The organism is Pseudoselenomonas ruminantium (assembly GCF_900104055.1).
GTDB classification, from domain to species: domain Bacteria; phylum Bacillota; class Negativicutes; order Selenomonadales; family Selenomonadaceae; genus Selenomonas_A; species Selenomonas_A ruminantium_C.
Map to the genome: position 1 here is coordinate 82,314 of NZ_FNJQ01000007.1, position 17,612 is coordinate 99,925.

29 protein-coding genes are annotated in these 17,612 nt (G+C 41.5%); 2 read left to right on the forward strand and 27 right to left on the reverse strand.

Going from position 1 to position 17,612, the window contains the following annotated elements; all coding sequences use genetic code 11:
* Positions 1–26: 26 nt before the first annotated feature.
* The 27 genes from BLQ59_RS04860 to BLQ59_RS04990 all read right to left on the reverse strand — a co-directional run bounded on the left by BLQ59_RS04860 (position 27) and on the right by BLQ59_RS04990 (position 16,442).
* The gene (locus tag BLQ59_RS04860; RefSeq protein WP_074571791.1) at positions 27–272 is read right to left on the reverse strand and encodes a DUF2273 domain-containing protein; all 246 of its coding nucleotides are present in this window, start codon (positions 270–272) and stop codon (positions 27–29) included.
* A 12-nt stretch (positions 273–284) separates the two neighbouring features.
* Positions 285–860, reverse strand: a complete 576-nt coding sequence (gene amaP, locus BLQ59_RS04865; RefSeq protein WP_074571792.1) for an alkaline shock response membrane anchor protein AmaP — start codon at positions 858–860, stop codon at positions 285–287.
* A 28-nt stretch (positions 861–888) separates the two neighbouring features.
* Entirely contained in the window at positions 889–1,290 is a 402-nt protein-coding gene (locus BLQ59_RS04870) for an Asp23/Gls24 family envelope stress response protein (protein ID WP_014424355.1), read from the reverse strand.
* A 180-nt stretch (positions 1,291–1,470) separates the two neighbouring features.
* Positions 1,471–2,028: an elongation factor P gene (gene efp / locus BLQ59_RS04875; protein ID WP_014424354.1), complete on the reverse strand. Its 558-nt coding sequence runs from the start codon at positions 2,026–2,028 to the stop codon at positions 1,471–1,473.
* 133 nt (positions 2,029–2,161) lie between these two features.
* Positions 2,162–2,365 (reverse strand): hypothetical protein, encoded by a 204-nt coding sequence (locus BLQ59_RS04880; RefSeq protein WP_074571793.1) that lies wholly within the window; start codon positions 2,363–2,365, stop codon positions 2,162–2,164.
* Entirely contained in the window at positions 2,362–3,861 is a 1,500-nt protein-coding gene (locus tag BLQ59_RS04885; RefSeq protein WP_074571794.1) for a Y-family DNA polymerase, read from the reverse strand. Before BLQ59_RS04885 ends, BLQ59_RS04880 begins: the two co-directional genes overlap by 4 nt.
* 365 nt (positions 3,862–4,226) lie before the next feature.
* Complete coding sequence (locus BLQ59_RS04890) at positions 4,227–4,661, reverse strand: hypothetical protein (protein ID WP_143005285.1); 435 nt, start codon at positions 4,659–4,661, stop codon at positions 4,227–4,229.
* A 14-nt stretch (positions 4,662–4,675) separates the two neighbouring features.
* Positions 4,676–5,047 carry an immunity 22 family protein gene (locus BLQ59_RS04895; RefSeq protein WP_074571796.1) on the reverse strand — a complete coding sequence of 124 codons (372 nt, stop codon included), beginning with the start codon at positions 5,045–5,047 and terminating at the stop codon, positions 4,676–4,678.
* 112 nt (positions 5,048–5,159) lie between these two features.
* Positions 5,160–5,705 (reverse strand): hypothetical protein, encoded by a 546-nt coding sequence (locus BLQ59_RS04900; RefSeq protein ID WP_074571797.1) that lies wholly within the window; start codon positions 5,703–5,705, stop codon positions 5,160–5,162.
* A 29-nt stretch (positions 5,706–5,734) separates the two neighbouring features.
* The gene (locus BLQ59_RS04905) at positions 5,735–6,256 is read right to left on the reverse strand and encodes a hypothetical protein (protein WP_074571798.1); all 522 of its coding nucleotides are present in this window, start codon (positions 6,254–6,256) and stop codon (positions 5,735–5,737) included.
* A 38-nt stretch (positions 6,257–6,294) separates the two neighbouring features.
* Positions 6,295–6,699, reverse strand: coding sequence for a hypothetical protein (locus tag BLQ59_RS04910; protein WP_074571799.1), 405 nt, complete (start codon positions 6,697–6,699; stop codon positions 6,295–6,297).
* Positions 6,689–7,162, reverse strand: coding sequence for an Imm50 family immunity protein (locus tag BLQ59_RS04915; protein ID WP_074571800.1), 474 nt, complete (start codon positions 7,160–7,162; stop codon positions 6,689–6,691). Before BLQ59_RS04915 ends, BLQ59_RS04910 begins: the two co-directional genes overlap by 11 nt.
* Positions 7,159–7,788 carry a hypothetical protein gene (locus tag BLQ59_RS04920; RefSeq protein ID WP_074571801.1) on the reverse strand — a complete coding sequence of 210 codons (630 nt, stop codon included), beginning with the start codon at positions 7,786–7,788 and terminating at the stop codon, positions 7,159–7,161. The genes BLQ59_RS04915 and BLQ59_RS04920 overlap by 4 nt, the downstream gene beginning before the upstream one ends.
* A 27-nt stretch (positions 7,789–7,815) precedes the next feature.
* Positions 7,816–8,361: a hypothetical protein gene (locus tag BLQ59_RS04925; RefSeq protein WP_074571802.1), complete on the reverse strand. Its 546-nt coding sequence runs from the start codon at positions 8,359–8,361 to the stop codon at positions 7,816–7,818.
* A gap of 19 nt (positions 8,362–8,380) precedes the next feature.
* The gene (locus BLQ59_RS04930) at positions 8,381–9,325 is read right to left on the reverse strand and encodes a TFIIB-type zinc ribbon-containing protein (RefSeq protein WP_074571803.1); all 945 of its coding nucleotides are present in this window, start codon (positions 9,323–9,325) and stop codon (positions 8,381–8,383) included.
* Positions 9,326–9,389: 64 nt separating this feature from the next.
* Entirely contained in the window at positions 9,390–9,749 is a 360-nt protein-coding gene (locus tag BLQ59_RS04935) for a hypothetical protein (protein ID WP_143005286.1), read from the reverse strand.
* A gap of 5 nt (positions 9,750–9,754) precedes the next feature.
* Positions 9,755–10,120 carry a transposase gene (locus BLQ59_RS04940; protein ID WP_143005287.1) on the reverse strand — a complete coding sequence of 122 codons (366 nt, stop codon included), beginning with the start codon at positions 10,118–10,120 and terminating at the stop codon, positions 9,755–9,757.
* A gap of 315 nt (positions 10,121–10,435) precedes the next feature.
* Positions 10,436–11,086 (reverse strand): ATPase, T2SS/T4P/T4SS family, encoded by a 651-nt coding sequence (locus BLQ59_RS04945; RefSeq protein ID WP_256324609.1) that lies wholly within the window; start codon positions 11,084–11,086, stop codon positions 10,436–10,438.
* A gap of 125 nt (positions 11,087–11,211) precedes the next feature.
* Positions 11,212–11,628, reverse strand: a complete 417-nt coding sequence (locus BLQ59_RS04950) for a PHP domain-containing protein (RefSeq protein ID WP_176756730.1) — start codon at positions 11,626–11,628, stop codon at positions 11,212–11,214.
* Positions 11,629–11,760: 132 nt separating this feature from the next.
* Complete coding sequence (locus BLQ59_RS04955) at positions 11,761–12,285, reverse strand: hypothetical protein (RefSeq protein WP_143005289.1); 525 nt, start codon at positions 12,283–12,285, stop codon at positions 11,761–11,763.
* A gap of 179 nt (positions 12,286–12,464) precedes the next feature.
* Entirely contained in the window at positions 12,465–12,797 is a 333-nt protein-coding gene (locus BLQ59_RS04960) for a hypothetical protein (protein ID WP_074571809.1), read from the reverse strand.
* Between the two features lie 40 nt (positions 12,798–12,837).
* The gene (locus BLQ59_RS04965; RefSeq protein WP_074571810.1) at positions 12,838–13,227 is read right to left on the reverse strand and encodes a hypothetical protein; all 390 of its coding nucleotides are present in this window, start codon (positions 13,225–13,227) and stop codon (positions 12,838–12,840) included.
* Between the two features lie 25 nt (positions 13,228–13,252).
* Entirely contained in the window at positions 13,253–13,933 is a 681-nt protein-coding gene (locus BLQ59_RS04970; protein WP_074571811.1) for a TIGR00266 family protein, read from the reverse strand.
* 258 nt (positions 13,934–14,191) lie between these two features.
* Positions 14,192–14,707, reverse strand: a complete 516-nt coding sequence (locus BLQ59_RS04975) for a CbrC family protein (protein ID WP_074571812.1) — start codon at positions 14,705–14,707, stop codon at positions 14,192–14,194.
* A 76-nt stretch (positions 14,708–14,783) separates the two neighbouring features.
* Positions 14,784–14,984, reverse strand: coding sequence for a hypothetical protein (locus BLQ59_RS04980; RefSeq protein ID WP_074571813.1), 201 nt, complete (start codon positions 14,982–14,984; stop codon positions 14,784–14,786).
* Positions 14,985–15,071: 87 nt separating this feature from the next.
* Entirely contained in the window at positions 15,072–15,677 is a 606-nt protein-coding gene (locus BLQ59_RS04985) for a hypothetical protein (protein ID WP_074571814.1), read from the reverse strand.
* Positions 15,678–15,740: 63 nt separating this feature from the next.
* Positions 15,741–16,442, reverse strand: a complete 702-nt coding sequence (locus BLQ59_RS04990; RefSeq protein ID WP_074571815.1) for a hypothetical protein — start codon at positions 16,440–16,442, stop codon at positions 15,741–15,743.
* Between the two features lie 442 nt (positions 16,443–16,884).
* Here BLQ59_RS04990 and BLQ59_RS04995 point away from each other — a divergent pair, with 442 nt between their 5' ends.
* The gene (locus BLQ59_RS04995) at positions 16,885–17,127 is read left to right on the forward strand and encodes a transposase (protein WP_176756731.1); all 243 of its coding nucleotides are present in this window, start codon (positions 16,885–16,887) and stop codon (positions 17,125–17,127) included.
* Positions 17,128–17,162: 35 nt separating this feature from the next.
* On the forward strand, positions 17,163–17,435 hold the full coding sequence (locus BLQ59_RS05000) for an IS3 family transposase (RefSeq protein WP_074571817.1): 273 nt from the start codon (positions 17,163–17,165) through the stop codon (positions 17,433–17,435).
* The last annotated feature ends 177 nt before the right edge of the window (positions 17,436–17,612 follow it).

Here is a 17,612-nt window from a genome sequence, read left to right on the forward strand (position 1 = left end):
CCTTAACATTCTTTATTACAAGCGTTTTATCGCTGAAAACGCTCAAAAAGCATCCACGCTTTCTCACGGAGACTGCCTAAGGCATCTTCCTCATGATCCAGCTGCGTACCGATAAACAGTCCGATAAGACCACAGCAGAGCACAAAAAAGGTGTGCCAAAAGCCAAAACAGAGCACCGCTGTCCCAAAAAGCATGCCCATTATCAGGCCGCAGCTTTTGCCACGATGCTTCTGCCACATATCGAGCAGCATCTTCTGCAAATCTTCGTTCATCTGCCCACCGCCTTAGACCACACGATGTTTCTTTTCCGGCTCCGCATCGGAAACCTCAGAAATCACCACGTTGACCGGCACACTCTCCAGCGCCATCGTGCGACGGAAATGCTCCTGCACCCGCTCCGTGAGCGTCTTAGCCACCACGGACACATCCGCTTCGCGACCTACGGTCAGATCCACATCCAGCGACAGACTGGCCGCACCTTCCTTGGGATTCTTGGCCTTGATGCGCACATTGGCATCCCGTACGCCGTGTACCTCCCGGGCCATCCGGTCAGCCAGGCTGCGCATGGCCTCCAGCGCCACGCGCACCTCGCCCTGTGGCCCGGCATCAATGACATACTCGCCCTTGCTGGTGGACGGATCACTGGCTTTGCGGGAAAACACAGCCAGAAGCAATTTTACCGCAATCAGCAGGGCCACGATGCAGACCATCAGGGTTTCCTGCCGCCCCAGGATATAGTGCAGCTGCTTGAGCCAGACATTCTCCGGCAACACCTGCACAGCCGCCGCCATAACCAGACTAGACAGGCCGATGCATGTAAGCGACAATAGTAAAACAAAAAAACGATTGACTATACTCATAGATTACGCCTCTTCCGCAGCCTACGCCTTAGCGGACGCGAACCTCTTCCTTATTTTCCTCATCATCCGGGAAGCCTACGCCCTGTACATGGATATTGACTTCCACCACGGAAAGACCAGTCATGTTTTCAATGGCCTGTTTTACATTTTCCTGTGCAGCCAGTGCCACATCCGGAATGCGGACACCGTATTTCACGATGATATAGAGGTCAACGGCAGCTTCCTTCTCGCCGACTTCAACCTTCACGCCCTTGGCGAAATTCTTACGGCCCAGCATCTCAGCAATGCCACCGGCGATACCGCCGCTCATGCCGGCAATACCTTCCACTTCCGTTGCCGCAAGGCCAGCGATGATGCTGACCACTTCATCCGCGATACGGATTGAACCCAGAGAATTGTCTTTCTTTACCATTTCTTTTGCCTGATCCATTACAAATCCCTCCATATCATCTGACTTACAAACTTAACTTTATTATATCATATTTTCGCGGATAAATAGACAAATTCCTGCAAATTTATGCAAGTCTGTGAGAAATTATATGCAAGCAGGACGAAAAAACTGCCGCACCATCAAAATGATGCGGCAGTCACCGTACATCGTGAACTTAGATTATGCGCGTTCGATGTAGTTACCCGTACGGGTATCGATGCGCAGCACATCGCCTTCGTTGATGAAGAGCGGCACGCGAACTTCGTAGCCAGTTTCGAGCTTAGCCATCTTCGTTGCACCTGTAGCCGTGTTGCCCTTTACGCTGGGTTCGCATTCCGTAACTTCGAGGTTAACGGAGTTTGGCAGGCTGATGCCAATGATACGGCCCTTGAAAGTCTGGAGATTTACTTCCATGTTTTCTTTCAGGTAGTTCAGAGCATCGCCGAGCGTCTCGGTGTTGAGTTCGCTCTGTTCATAGGTTTCCGTATCCATGAACGTGTACATGCCATCTGCCTCGTAGAGATACTGCATCGTGCGAGTTTCGAGATGAGCAGCCGGCATCTTTTCGTTCGGGTTGAACGTGCGTTCAACAACTGCACCAGTCTCAACGTTCTTGATTTTCGTGCGCACGAAAGCAGCGCCCTTGCCCGGCTTTACATGCTGGAAGTCCACAATCTGCCAAACGTTGCCATCGATCTCAATGGTCAGACCTGTGCGAAAATCAGTACTATTAATCATTAACTTACGCCCTCCAATAAATACTTGAATGCTTTTCTAAGCGGTTCAATTTCAATATAACGCCACAATTATAGCACAAGTAACCACCAATATTCAAGGAATTTTTGACTAACGCATTATGAACCACCTAATCTCATCTATCTTGATTGCTAATATTTATCTTAGCCTCATGCTCCTGCGCTGTCTGCTTTATTACTTCCTCGTAACCAGTAAGTGCCGCAAAGGGACTGAACTGGGCAGCCCGCTTCTCCATTGGCATCCGCTGATGACACTGCGGCTCAGGCCGTGGCAGATTTATGATGTCCTCATACTCTTTGATGTCTCTTGTTATCTTCACGCCTTATGTCCTCCAATCTCACTGTTTCTGGCTATCGTACGGGCTTCCTCCTTGAGATTGGCCGCTTTCAGGATAGCATTCTTCCCGAACCTGCTTTTAATCGCAAGCATTGCATACTGCAAGGATTTCTCCCGTTTTTCCTCACGCAGGCTGGCTTCTTCTTTTTGCGCCTGTGCATCCACATCTGCAAATAGATTAAACTCCACCACGGACTCTCTCTGATTTTCCAGGCTATCCTCATCGACAAGCCTGCCTGCCGTTACCGTGATACGGCGCACCAACAGCGCAGGATTGGTGATCCGGTCATATAGCGCCAGCGTTTCCTGCAACAGCTTCCTGGTAGACGATGTATGCTTTGACAGGCTCACGGTTCCGTGGGCTGTCTTGGGAACTTTTCTGCCATAATGGTCAATATGCACCTCACCGGTATAACCACGCGCAATATTCTCTATATCATAGCCTACATCCAAAACTATCTGATTCGTTACCAGTTTCTTTGCCACCAGTTCCAGTATCAGTTGGTCGGCCATCTCCCATGTAATCAATCTTGCCTGTTCGTTCGTATAGGGCTCATGTAAGACCTGCCCGCTGCTCAGGCTGGTGCTTGATGGCCGGTATGATTTGATAGCCTCCATCCTGCAGGGTTCATAGCCCCATGCATGGTCAATCAATAGCTCTGCATTTATGCCAAAAGCCTTGTATAGTCTCTCTTCGCCTCTTTTGCTCATGGACTCACGGGCAACATCGCCCATAGAGTACAGGCACATACTCTCCAGTTTTTGTGCATAGCCTTTGCCGATACGCCAAAAATCAGTCAACGGTGTATGTGCCCAAAGTTTCTGCCGATAGGTCATTTCGTCTAGTTCTGCTATCCGCACGCCATCTTTATCCGGCGGCATATGCTTGGCCACAATGTCCATAGCGATCTTGGCCAGATACATATTCGTCCCAATACCAGCTGTAGCTGTAATGCCTGTTTCATCCAGCACCTCCCGCACCATCTTCAGCGCCAGTTCATGCGCCGTCAGCTTATAGGTCTCCAGATACGGCCCTGCATTGATAAAGACTTCATCGATAGAGTACGTATGTATATCTTCTTTGGCAATATATCGCAGGTATACATTGTATATCCGTGCACTGTATTTCATGTAAAGAGCCATCCTTGGCGGAGCGACAATATAGCTGATGGCCAGATTGGGGTTCTTTTCCAGCTCTACGATATCACAGGATTCACCGATCAGTTTTCTGCCTGGCGCAAAACAACGGCGGCCGCCATTAGCCAGTTTTATTTGCTGCACGACTTCAAACAGCCGCGCTCTCCCCGGAATCCTGTATCTCTTAATGGCTGGAGAAGCTGCCAAACATATTGTCTTTTCCGTCCGCGAATCATCTGCGACCACAAGACATGTAGTCAGCGGATCAAGCCCTCTCTCTACGCATTCTACCGACGCATAGAATGATTTCAGGTCAATTGCTATATAACTTGCCTTCTCCATAGCATTCACCTTTCACTTTGTGATGTTTACTTACACACAGTGTAACATGATATAGCGTTTATGGCAACATTAAAATCCTGATAGTTAACCTTCCACTTGCCACCAAACTTTGCATAAATATCGGCCAGAATACCAGCATTTGTCTTAATTATCCAGTCTCCCCTCTAGGAAGCGACTCGTGCCACCGGCCATGTATTTCCATGCCCGCCATGAAGGATTACAGTTACTAAATCCTTCATCACTGCATCTTCCGCGAATTCCATGCTATATGTTCCAGCGTAATAATCATCCCCCATGCATACGCTTTCTCTGGAAAAATCTATATGTATCATCTATTCACTTCACCGTCCAAAATCAATTTTCATTCAAGCTGTTATGACATTGTGCCGGTCTGACGCTTTATCCTTAGCAAAAAGCAACCTTATACAAATCAATAAATATATCTTAGCATCCACTAAGTCCAATAGTTCTGCAACGACAGCCGCTCCTAACATCATTTCTACAGTCAGACTTTTCATTTGCGTTTTATTTCCACGCTGAATTATCGCAGCAAACATAATACCTTTCAGTACTATTAAAAATGGAAAGATCATCAAGAATAATTCCGCATTACCTATTTTTAATCCACTAAGTAAAAAAACAAAAAACGGCAGTACTCTAAAAATAAAACTTTGCCTATCAAGTTTATTATCCAAACATAACAAAGGCCAATGTCTCCGGTTTCCCAAACTAATTAAGATAACAATAGCAACAATCTCTATTGCTGTTATTAAAAACTCAACAAAATCCTGTATATCCATTACGTTCATTCCCATCATTTCTCATATTCAAATACACCCAGGTAACTCAAGCCAGAAGGACATTCACATACAGGCCCTGTATATTCATAGTCATAAAAAAGAACGAAGCAGTTATACGTTTTGTTTCCATCTTGAATTTTGGCTACTACATCTTTCATACTATCGTAATATGAGCATCCTTCCAAGAGATCAGCAGGAGATAGATTCTCTCTTTTCCAGTACACCTCTATAAAATCTTCATCAATGTCATCCCGATCAATCTGAAAATCCTTGGCAAACACGCATACATAATTATCATCATCATCAAATTCTATTCTTGTATAAGCATAAAAAGAATCCTCCTCTTCTACATACCCAACCCATATCGACACACAAGACTTCTCCATGAACCACCTCCTCATTCTTACGTTAGCGTCGCTTATATAACGTCATAAAGAATTCATCAAGCGTAGCGCCCAGTACTTCTTTATCACTCTCATCTATCGACATGATAGCAACTTATTTCAAACTTAGATAATTAAGCAATTCTTCATGCCCTCTCATTAAAACTCGCAACTTACATTTATGAATTCTTGGAAGCAGCAGAACAGGTTGCTGTTTCTTTAATGTTTTCATTATCTCACCTGTCGATAAATTTAATCGGAGATATTTTTTAATATGAATTACATCCGTAATAGTTTCAGGTATCTTTTCTATATAAACCGCACAGTAATCACCATTATTATCCAATTCTTCTGCTTCATTTATTCCTTTAATCCATTTGTTAAAATCATTGCTTACGATTACCATATTTGCTTCCGTCATATCTCCAACATCGCTTGCATATACGACTTTAGATGACACATCACGTTGCATAAAAAATAACGTATCTCCGCTATCATCCCCCACCGCTACATACAGAGGTAAATATTTATCACATTCAAAAGTAATATTTCTTTCCTCCAACTCTTGTGAGCCATATATTTTGATTCCGTTTTCCCACATAACACCTATAGGATTATTATCAAGCCACTCTTGATAAATCCTCGGCATAGTTTTCTTCATCAAAGCTCTCTCCTTCAGTAGAACACCTTTTAATACGCCAGACACCTCTTACAAATAATTTTATTCTCAGAGTCTATTGTATAGTTCCATCTGTATCTGCCATATTGGTCAGCCTCATCTGTTTCAGCAACAAGCGTAGCTCTAGAATCCATCGCAAGCATATATTGCGGATGAATACCTGCCGAAATATCAATTGTGACACTTCTATCACCACATATTATCCTAATGGCATTTATTCCACCGTATTCATATAAGCAATATAACGCATTTCTTTTCTTGTAGAACATTACATTTTTCGTTCTTTCAGGAAGTATATCCTTAAAGTTTAATAAAACATACTGTTGCCGTATCAAATCAACTGAACAAACAATATCACCGTCCATGCTAAATACTATATATCCATCTTCACCATATTCTCCTATAAACATTTCGACATAATTATCATCTTCATGATAACAGGCTCTCTCAATCCTTCCCACCTTGCGTGTTACCGTATTATCCCCATTATGCCAGGATACATATCCGTGCTCTTTATCTATATTAATATCCATATAATAACTCCCAATGACTTATAATACTTTTAGAACAACTATATATAGTTATAAGCTGTATTGTCCAATTTCTTACACCATGTTGCTGTTATGCTATCCAACCTTATATCTCCTGCAATTATTTTCAAACCACTGTCTGCTTTTACTATTACTTGATTATTCGTTTTTGTAATCATGAAATGGGAAAAAATATATTTGGATGTTAATATAAATCCTGTCACATTTATCAGTTCAAACAAGTAATAGACAAAAGTATCTTTCATAAACAGTTTATTAGTTTTATCCACAGGAACTGTGATATAACCACCGACTCTAATTCGGTCACCATGATACTCTATCTTATCTATTTGACAGTTTTCAATCCTAATCGTTTCGGAATAAATATTTCTCAAGACATCTCTTATCTTTTGGGTTGCGATTTCCTCTAGTCTTTCAATCCTCATGTATACCTTTTATCTCCGTAATAGCGAAACATTTATCATCAACCAATTGTGTACCATCTTCTAAAGTCTGCTTATATTCCAATGGACACTTTATTATTCCTGTAATGGCTCCACTCACCCGTAACACAATATTGTTTTCATCTGTATATACATCAATTGCGCTTCTGCCAGTTGCAGCTGACTTTATGTTCACGCAGTCCACTTCGATGACATCCAGTTTTATCTTCAGACAATTTACGTTGCTAATTCGCCATTTTGCAGGCATGTTATCTGGCAATGCTCGCAATCGGATAACAAATTGTACAGAAGAAACCATTTCCTTATTAGGACTAAGTTTGATATCCATATATTCAATATCTACATCATCTAATGCAGGGATATCATGTCCATACAGGTTTTCTATAAATATATTCTTATGGCAATAATTATACCAATTATACTCTCGTCTTATATCCTTCTTCATAATGGCTGTGAATCAACCACTACTACATTGCACGCATCACAATAATAGAAATACAAAAACATGTCACCAAAATAGAAATCTACGCCATTCAGCAATTCAATGTTCTCAAAATCACTGCCTGTTAATACTCCTACATATTGCATTTTTCTCCCACACTCTTTGCAACACATCTCTATGGGATCAGTCAAGGATACAGGTTTACCACCCAGTTTGCAGAAATAATCACACCCCATGCTTTCAATGATTTCTTCAACATCGAAGCATTCTAACGGCTCCAGTTTCAATCTCCGTACAGGCAATGGATATCCAATTTTATCTTCCTCATCTTGTTGCCATGCATCTGCGGTAGCAACCTCTAGCATCTTTACTGCCCTATCTTTCTCATCGATATGATAAAACTGCCTCTCCCAGCAGGTAGAGCAATTTACACAAGATATTAAAGGGAGTTCCTTTAATGAGCATTCAAGCCAGTTTAATTGTTCATCCTTAGTGTCTAATGTCAGTATCTGATGATAAGGCTCATCACAGATTGAACAGATTGGCATTTTCCACGTATTTCCTCCAAAGTAGTGCCCATATCCACTTTTACCGAATATAGCAATTTGGCCATTATTGCTTCGAATCATATGTTTACCCCCTTCGCTCGCCTGTCATCAGAAACTGCCGCCTCCTCCGCCCCCTCCACTACTACTGCTGCTAGCACTCGAACTGCTGGATTTTTTCACACGGACAACAGTCATGCCTACAAAGGTATCCTTTTGATTCGTAATATCTACGCTATCTTTTTTCAAATAATCATTCGCTTCCTTGGCTGCTGCAACATTTCCCATACAGTCTACCAACAGCACGGTAGAGATTACTGCTATAATAAAAGCTAATATTCCGGCCACCGCCGCATAAATCTTATTATATCTGTCCGGATCACTATCTTTTTCCTCATCATCTCCAGACAGCTGTTTATCTACCCCTTCCGTGAAGGCAGTGAAACTATCCATATACTTGCCATTGGATAAGTCGGATAGAAAGCTCTCATTCAGCACCTCATCGATTAATTTAACAAGCTCCTTCCTGTCCGTCCCAGATTGAACCAATTTTTTGATTATATTCGAAACCACAAGGCTAGATTCTTGATCAAAATAATCCTTCATCAACTTTTCTTTTTCATTATGACATAGTTTTACAAAATCATCGCCGGTCATATTTCCCTCCTGTGTATGCTCATAAAACAATTGATAGAATTATAGGTATGCACATAAGTACGTATTCGCCAACATAAGGCCAGCTAATCTTGATTATGTAATATAAAAGTCCCCAGAAAACACCAAATGTAAAAGAAAAAAACTGGAATGTTTTTATCCAGCTTACAGGAAGATCCCCAGCGACTTTACCTGTCTGCCCGTTCATCATAAACGTATAGATTTTGTTCTTATAACAACTGGTAAAAGGCACCATATCTGCATAGTCAAAAGGCTCGATGCTTTCCATATAGTCATTATTCATTTTTTCACTGCCATCCACGGGGATTTTGGCAAAACTCATATTTCCTTGCCGCAGGCACTCATAGTGGCTGGTCTCTGTCACCGCTTCATCCCCATCGGTATAAACCCGAATTATTTTAGCACGAAAATTGGCAAGCGTGTTTACAAAGGAGTCAAAGAGCCAGAAGGGAACATATAGTGCTTGAACAGATTCAATCCGATTATTAGACATAAATCCCCTAGGCAGAAGCCACAAGCCCTTATAAAATTCCGATATTGCCTTCATGGCCTCATCCTTCGTCGTTTTAAAAGGGATAATGTAATCCGGCCGCAACGAACCACTAAATCGCTGTGGTATCATGACTGCATGGCCACAGTAACAGCATTCTGTAGCCATAGTATTACCATCCGCAATGATTTCCGCGCCACAGGATTCACAGACAAATGTCTTCATGGATGCCACTTCTTCGGGACTCCATTTTTCCGCATTAGCTTTGTTCCACTTTATATCTTCATTATCTGCTGCCTGGGCCGCCATCAGCTCTTTAGCCCGATACAGCTCCTCTATTGCTGCTGCTTCGAGTTCCGTATCACAATGCTCACATTTTATTTTCTGCGTACCAGGTTGAAATTCCAACGGGGCACTGCAGTTCGGACATTTATATGCCACTGAAGTATCCGCCACTCTGCCACCCTTCTCTCATCTTGAACCTACATACGAAACCGTAGACCATTCTGCCATCTTATGCTTAGTCCTTAAAATCAGCCTGTCTGACCTTCAGGTCTTTAGGTGCTTCAAATTTAGGCGGTGCAACTTTCACCGTTCCGTTTGTTCTTGTACCTATAGACTTGTCTTCTTCCACTTTTTTCTTATGTTCGTCAAGTTCCCTGGCCATTTTTTCTAAATCTTCCTCTGCTTTTGTATTGGCCGTCTCTACAGAACTTTCTGTTATGCTTTTCTCGGTATTTGTCTCAACAACCATATTGTCCGCTTTAGTATCCTGATTTACCAATGAATATCCCCAATAAAATGCTCCGACACCTATGAGAATCAGCAAAACCAGCATCAATATCTTATATCGCATGCTTATTTCTACTATTTTTTTCAACAAGTTTATCCCCTTTCTCCGTCTGTTACCCTTATATTCGTTATGTGGAGCCCCCATATAACATTCCCATTGCTATCCATAATTCTCTTTGGCTTCTCACGGCTATTAAGAGCAAGTAACCGTCCTGGCCCTATTTCCTCTCTCCCATTCTGAATTACATCATGTACATGTAAGATATAGTCTTCACGTTTCCGGTATAGAGGCTCATCAATTCCTATATAGTCATAATTCTCGCGAATCTCATCTATCACTCCAGATACAATCGTACCTCCCGGATACTCTACCAGCAGTTCTTCATCCACAGGTCTTCCTTGTAGGATCTCTGCAATCTCATTAGTTTCTTCGTGTTCTATACGTGTCTCTTCAAACAAGTCAACCCCCAACGGCAGGTATATACTATTCTGCAGTTGCAGGAAATAATTCCTTGCCAATCATTTTTCCTAATACAGCTTCAGTCTCCAGCGAGAAACTCACATCTATTCTTTTCATTATTCCCTACCTGCCATCCTCATCTTCCGTTCTCCTAACAGCTTCTATTGCTACTTGTTTTCATTTTCATGTAAATACAAAAAATTATATTACAATATCATTAAACTATGATTAATTTTTCCTTAGCAGTTTCTTAGACTGTATTTACAAAAAAGCTCCGAGGAACTTAAGCCTCGGAGCCCTTCTGCTATTTCTTTTTATTGCAATGGATGTGTTATGTATCTGCCTTTTTCACCGTCATAGTCGTCAATGCTCAATATCTCCTCTACTACACGTCCTGTTCCCTTGCGCCTTAGGTACACAATGACATCTACTGCGCCGGCTATGGTTTCCTGCTGGGGAGTTACAGATACTCTTGATACCAGCTGCTCCAGACGCCTGAGCGTCAGCATGGCAGAACTGCTATGTACTGTGGAGCAGCCACCATCATGGCCGGTATTCCATGCATCAAGGAGAGCCAGCGCTTCATCTCCCCGGACTTCTCCCACCACGATTCTGTCCGGCGTAGCCCGCAGGGTATCCCGTAGCAAATCGCTCATGCTGCAATTTTCGGTAACCTTCAGGGACAGATAGTTTCTGGCCGCACATTTCAGTTTCCTTGTATCCTCCAGCATCACAATCCGGTCATCGCTTCTGGATATTTCCGCCAGAATGGCGTTCAGGAACGTAGTCTTCCCCGACTTGGTTCCCCCTGCCGCGATGATGTTCTTCCTGTCCCGGATGGCCCCCAGTATGATTTCCCGCTGTCTTGCCGTAAGCACCCGCCCTTTCGAGAAGGTATCCACCCAGATTCTCGTATCCGGATTTACGATAATCTCATTAACGTCCTGATCCTGCAGAAAATTCATAATCTCAAAGCCCCACGAAGCCTACGACATCATCAAATGCAAACTTGTTGACTGACGATACTTTGAATACAAGGGCACCGAATATGATGTATGGTTCGACGAGGAATTTTTATTAAAAGATGAACCTATCTCACCAAGTCGCTGCTTCCAATCACCATTTCCATACAGCTGTATAAGCTCCTCTTCAAGCTTAATTCCATATTGGCTGGCAATAAAGCCGATATTCCTATGAATAACCTCCTGTTTTTCTGACAGGCTTTTTCCAGTATCCGCACAAAGGCTTTCGCCACTGGCATAAAACCATACCCCAGAATATGGCAGTTCCTTACCTCCGTAATGCATCCAAACTCAATTCCCCGGATGAACATCATGTCCTCAGGTACCAAAGGCTCTATACTCGAAATACCATCCACAGTATCATGGTCAGAAACAGCAAACGTCTTTATCCCTGCTTGTCTAAGCCGTTCCAACAGGCTGCGGGTGTCATCCGTCCCATCTGAAGCACAAGTATGTATATGTAAATCAATCATCTTTTTCTCCAATCCAATCGTTTGTATCTCCACCATTTGCCTCCACTGGTTATATGATGGACGTTGAACAATTTGAAGGCCAGATAAGATAGTAAACCGATAATATTTTTTGTGAATGAAAAATCGCATTAACTATAAAGAAAGTTATATTGCGAACTTATGATATATCCCTACAATATATGAAAAAAATAACATACACCAAAAGTAAAACGCTATCCCCGAGTCGAAAACCAACAACTTGGTTACATTATTTTCCATGCACAATTTTTGCCATTTCTGCTGCCAGTCTCCCTTTTTCTTCAGAAACAATTTAATTATACCAGGAAAATACCAACCAACGTATAACGCATATTCCATACCCGTGGCCACTCTCACTTTATTCTTTTCATGCTTTATCCTTTGCTGTATGATTTTGTACGTAGATTTCAAGGAGTTCCAAATTATCCATGGGCTTAACAACGCAAGCAGACCAAAGCCCCAAAATGTTATGAAATCAAAATAGTAATATACTGCTGAAACCGGTAAATAATCTCCACTCTCCCCGATTGCATAGCATCCTGTATAATCTGCAAAGCCATAGGAAGCGCCACCCAGCAGAATATGATTCGTTAAATACAGCAACACCAGCACTGCAGTAACCCGCTTATAAATTGAAAAAAACATTCCCATAGTTACCTCCAAGATTATTGTATCTATTTCACAAATAATATTTATTATCATCCTGCTGTCCGATAAAATGGAATCTTCTCAGTGGAATATGATTGATAACCTCATTTTTCTGACTTGTCAATTCAACATTCTGCACTAGTACACTTCGCCAACAGTCAGGCATTATAATCTTATGCCGCTTAGGCATCTTTTATCTTAAATTTCCCTTCCTTTATCGCCAAATCCATTTCCTCCTTCATAAGTTTTTCTGCCTGGTGCATACAGTTCCCTACTGCTTCTAAATGCTTATATTGATATCCAGCTTGATCTGCATATGCATGGCAGCCGCCTGCCAGCATCCAGCCATCAGAATCCCATGGTTCATGTCCTGATTCTAAAATCTCTCTATCTCTTTTATAGTATTTATAGACTAAATGTAAAATTCCCTTACTCAGTTCTTCTTGTGTATATGCCTTCTCCAGTTCAACTATTGTATTATTTATTGCTTCAAGTAATAATTCTTTATTTTTCATATCATTATCCTCGCTTCACATAGGTCTATTCGATATCCTTTCACATAAGAAGCCAAATCAAGTCCTGCCCTGATATATGTTCCAGCAGTAATACTATCACCAGTCCGAATAGAGATGCTATGCCATCCTCTATTATCCGTTTCTTAAATTCTTCTTCTGATATTTGTACCTGTGAATTGCTGATTTTCATTGCCCTCTTATAACACAATTCACCAATATCTCTGGCGAAAAGATATGGTATCAGCTTTATAGGAAAAAAATGCATTATCGAATGATATTCATGATGTGTTACAGCTATCACATATATAACGATATACCAGTGTATAAATGCTCTTTTTTCCCCTCCGAATAACTTATACCATATCTTTTCCGCCCTTACAATTTCCGCGTTTCCCATTTTCGAATATGATGAATTGATCTTATTGTTCATCCCGCGTCTCCTGCACACATCACCGTTATTTTGCCGGCACCATCGAACGAATCCATGCTTCAAAACCATTGGGATTTCTTGTCTGAATCAATACCGTGCCCGGCCCCCGGAACCGCGTCACCAGACATTCCCCTGACTTAATCCCAGATATCCATCCGCTGGAAGCTTTTTCGATTGTATAATCCATATAGTCCGGCCATGCAACCAGATTTCCATTGTCAATGATGATTTCTTCTCCATCAGCAAGACTTAGGGGATGAATTGCACCGAAACTGCTTACAAATAAGGTTCCACTTCCTTTAACGTTTAATATAAAGAAACCTTCCCCTGAAAACAGTCCCTTAGACAGGTTCTGCATTTTTGTATCAAACTCAATTCCCTCTGTACTTGCCATATAGCTGCCTTTTTGCACTCTCCAGCCATAAGAGCCATTCAATGCTAAATCAAGTATGCCACCGGGCAGAGAATGTCCCAGCAGTACCTCACCTGCTCCTCTGGACGCAATTAACTCCTGACAGAAGAAACTTTCACCAGTCAGAAACTTCCGAGCAAGTCCAGATAACAATCCGCCATTCATCTTGCCTTCCACATCAATAGTGGCCGACATCGTTATCATAGCATCTGATTCTGCCTTCAGTTTTTCACCTCGCTCCAGCTGATATTTTACAATTGGAAAAGCCTCTGAGTACATAATTTCATATTTCATTTTAAACCACCTGTCCTTCTTTATTCTTTAATTTAGAGGTAACCTAGCCTTGTTTATTGCTGACAGTTATTGCAGCGCCTAATACATCATTCCAGCGTCTCGCTATCTCATCCCAGGGATTAACAGTATTCCACCCGTTTGGAAATCGGAGCTCATCCTGCAGTTCCTTACGATAACTAAGCAGACTGTTTCTTATCTTCATAATACTTCTTTAATTCGTTGCTGTTCATCGATTTATCAATCCCCACTCATTTTTCATCAATCCATGTCAACCCATAAGTGATATTTCCCACAGTGCAGGCATTGAAATAAATATCCACGCATATATCCATCTTTATTTAAGCATTCTTCTAAATCTTCTATAGGGATTAATGGATCACGTTCCACATATTCCTTGAGAATTTCCTCTTTACATCCCAATTTTTCGAGTTCTTCGATTCCTGCATATCCAATATACTTACAATAATCATCACAGCATACCAGCCAGTATTCTCCCTGCCAGGAAAGGTACCCTGGTGTCCTATGAAATAATTCGTCCCGCTTAGCTGGATCACTTACCGGGTCTGCATCATCAATAAAATCGCCGTGAAATTTTGCTGCGGCACTTCCATCACTGACACAATGGAGACATATGCAATCAACATCAACCTTGGTATACATTGTTTCGATATATTCATTTACACGCTTGCCACAGCATTGGCATACTCCCTCTGCATGAATCAAGGCGTCATCTTCATATATGTTTGGAAAATACTTGAAATTAACCTTTTTCATATGCTCCACCTTTTCTAACACTTTACTCTTTCACATTGGCAAGTCTATAGTTATAAAACTTAACTATTCCTATAGATTACTTTCCTTCTTTCTTTTTCCTGACAACAAGTCTCAATCCATCTTTCATATATCCATTATCTTTCTCATGATAATCCCATCCATTTTCAGTTAAATATTGCATGTAAAAGTCTTTAATTTCATCATCGGATAAGGAAGTTGCAAATTCTGCATCCAATGAAACAGAACTCCCCCAGGGGCTCTCGTTTCTATCATCCATTTGAAATCCTTCTATTCTACACACCTTATACTCATTATTACGCGGCAACTCTCCATTGTGAAATGGTACTTTTTAGTGTTGTCATGATTATTGTATTTTTAGAGACTCTATAGTGTGTTTGGCATTTTGGGCAGCTTTACCATTATCTGCACGATAGCAGCACATTATTTTCCAGAATTCGTTGCTCTCATTTATACCAAGTCCTTGCATCTCCCATTCTTCATCATCAACAGCATACTTTATTTTCGCGTAAGTCACATTTTTTCCGTTTATTATTCGCGGTTCAAGTGACTGAACTTCTGTTTTTTGTTTCTCACTGTTATTAAAACTAGACATAAAAGTCCGCTTATTGAAATTTACTTTGATATTTGGATCCGACACAACACCATGGTAAACAACAACAAATATTCCGCCCTCCATCCCCTCATGAGTATAGCTTTCAGCTTTTTTAAGGTTAGGATCTCCCTTTGATGACAAATCCATGTGTTTGTCAAGTTCAAAAGGCAGTTCAAGTCTGAGCATCCTACCATCATCTTGCTTTAAGTTCGCCAATTGCCAGCTGGTGATATTTTTTTCAGTAACTATAGGCAATTGACTATGGGTATAGTTTTCTATTTTATTGGAATATTTTATTGTCATAAGAACAAGCATAGGAAGTCCTATTATAATAAATCGCTTCCAAAAAGTGTTCATGATTTAATCATCTCCTAGTGGTGCAATAACTCCATATACTATTTCTTCTTTGGCTATTTTTACTTATATTCTAGCTTTCCCATGCAAAAAAAAATCATGTTCATCATCCCCCAAAGTACTCTTGCCGGAGATGAATCTTATTGGTATCAGTGTAGCCCAATCGATTAGGAGTATCGCAAATACTATGGGAAAAAGATACAAGATTCGCATTGTTTCCCAAAACCTGCGGCCATTTGTTTGTTCCCTATGAAACAGCAGCCACAAAGCCAAACAGGTCAGTATACTCCAGGTTATATCCACCCAGCGTGGCGTTGTATAGGTTACATTTTGACCGATGTTATCCAGCATCAGCGAAACAAAGGGAATTCCAACGAACCCGACCCACATAAGCACAAGAGAGCCATAAAAGATCATAAATGACTTATATCTCCCATACATCTTGAACCGCTTCCGATTTACGTACAATGCTGCAATGAGCGCTATCGCAAAGGCCGCTCCCCCAATCAGCTCAAAACCTTTAAAAGTCAGGAACATACTCAGTAATACTCCTGGGAGCATCTTCAGGCAAAATTGCAGGCTTTTGCTCCGACAGGCCACATAAAAGGTTATCAGCGCGTAGACAACACTTGCAATAAGCACTTGTATTGCATCTTGCCGTAATGTCGCGTATGTAACCAACCAGTTCACCCATAGGAAATAACTGTACCAGCCCTTGTCTACTGGTTCTTTTTTCGCTACCTGTACCTCATTTAATTCTGCTTCCACAAATCTGACTCCCTTTCTTCCATTTCACCAAATTCTTGGCTGCACGGCATCTGCAGTGCTATTTTCCCAGCTTCATATAAATACTGATAAATTTTATCACTTGTTTCTTAAAACCTGTTTAGCGTTTGGTTAAGGATTCATTAGATTTATCATACCTTCAAACATTTTTGTCTTTTATACATCAAAAACTCCGAAAGTATCATTGAATTCCCTCGGAGCAAGCTGCATATATCTCTTTGTATTTTGCCAGATGTTTCTATCCCCTTCTTTAAGCCCAGTAGCCTTGTCTTACTTCTCGGAACAATCAGCATATCATTCAGGCTTTATCTCCATAAATCCTGCATTCATACTGTTCCAGACCTTTTCCATGACTTCTTTGCCCCATACCCGCTTTGCTAGACACCTTAAATGAATGGTAAAATACATTCATGGGGTGATACGATTGAATAAGTACAGTAATGAATTTAAGGAAGAAGCCGTAAAGAGAGTCCTGAGCGGTGTTCCAGCTAGTCAGGTAGCCAGAGAAATAGGTGTCAACGTAAGTTCCCTATACACTTGGAAAGCTAGATACCTGAAGCACCCGGAGCAGCCCTTTGTAGGTAGTGGCAAGCTTCGTGACGAAGATGCGGAGTTACGCAGACTGCAGAAACGGATTAAAGACCTTGAGCAGGAGAACGAATTCTAAAAAAAAGCAAGCGCCTTCTTTGCCAAGAACCTGAAGTGATCCGATATTATTACATCAAAGCTAACCGCGGCAAATATCCGATTGCAAAGATGGTGCGCTGGGCTAAAGTTTCCCGAAGCGGTTTTTACGCTTGGCTTTCCCGCAAGCCAAGTCCACGTGATAACAGTAATGATGAACTTTTACGCATTATCAAGCAAATTCATGAAAAATCCAATAAAACCTACGGCGCTGTTCGTGTGGTTAAAGAACTTCGAAAAATAGGCATCAAGGTAAACCACAAGCGGGTAGAGCGTATAATGAAGGAGTAACAATTACCAAACTCCAGAAGAATATTATATGGAGCGTGTGTCAGTTGAGAAAATTGCTGCCTAATTTGATGAAATGACCTAAAGGAGGGTGTGAATAAAAGTCTGTAAATAGGTCTTCTATGAATTGCTTAAAGAGCCGCATCAAAATTTTTACAATCTATCAGGATACATAATCGT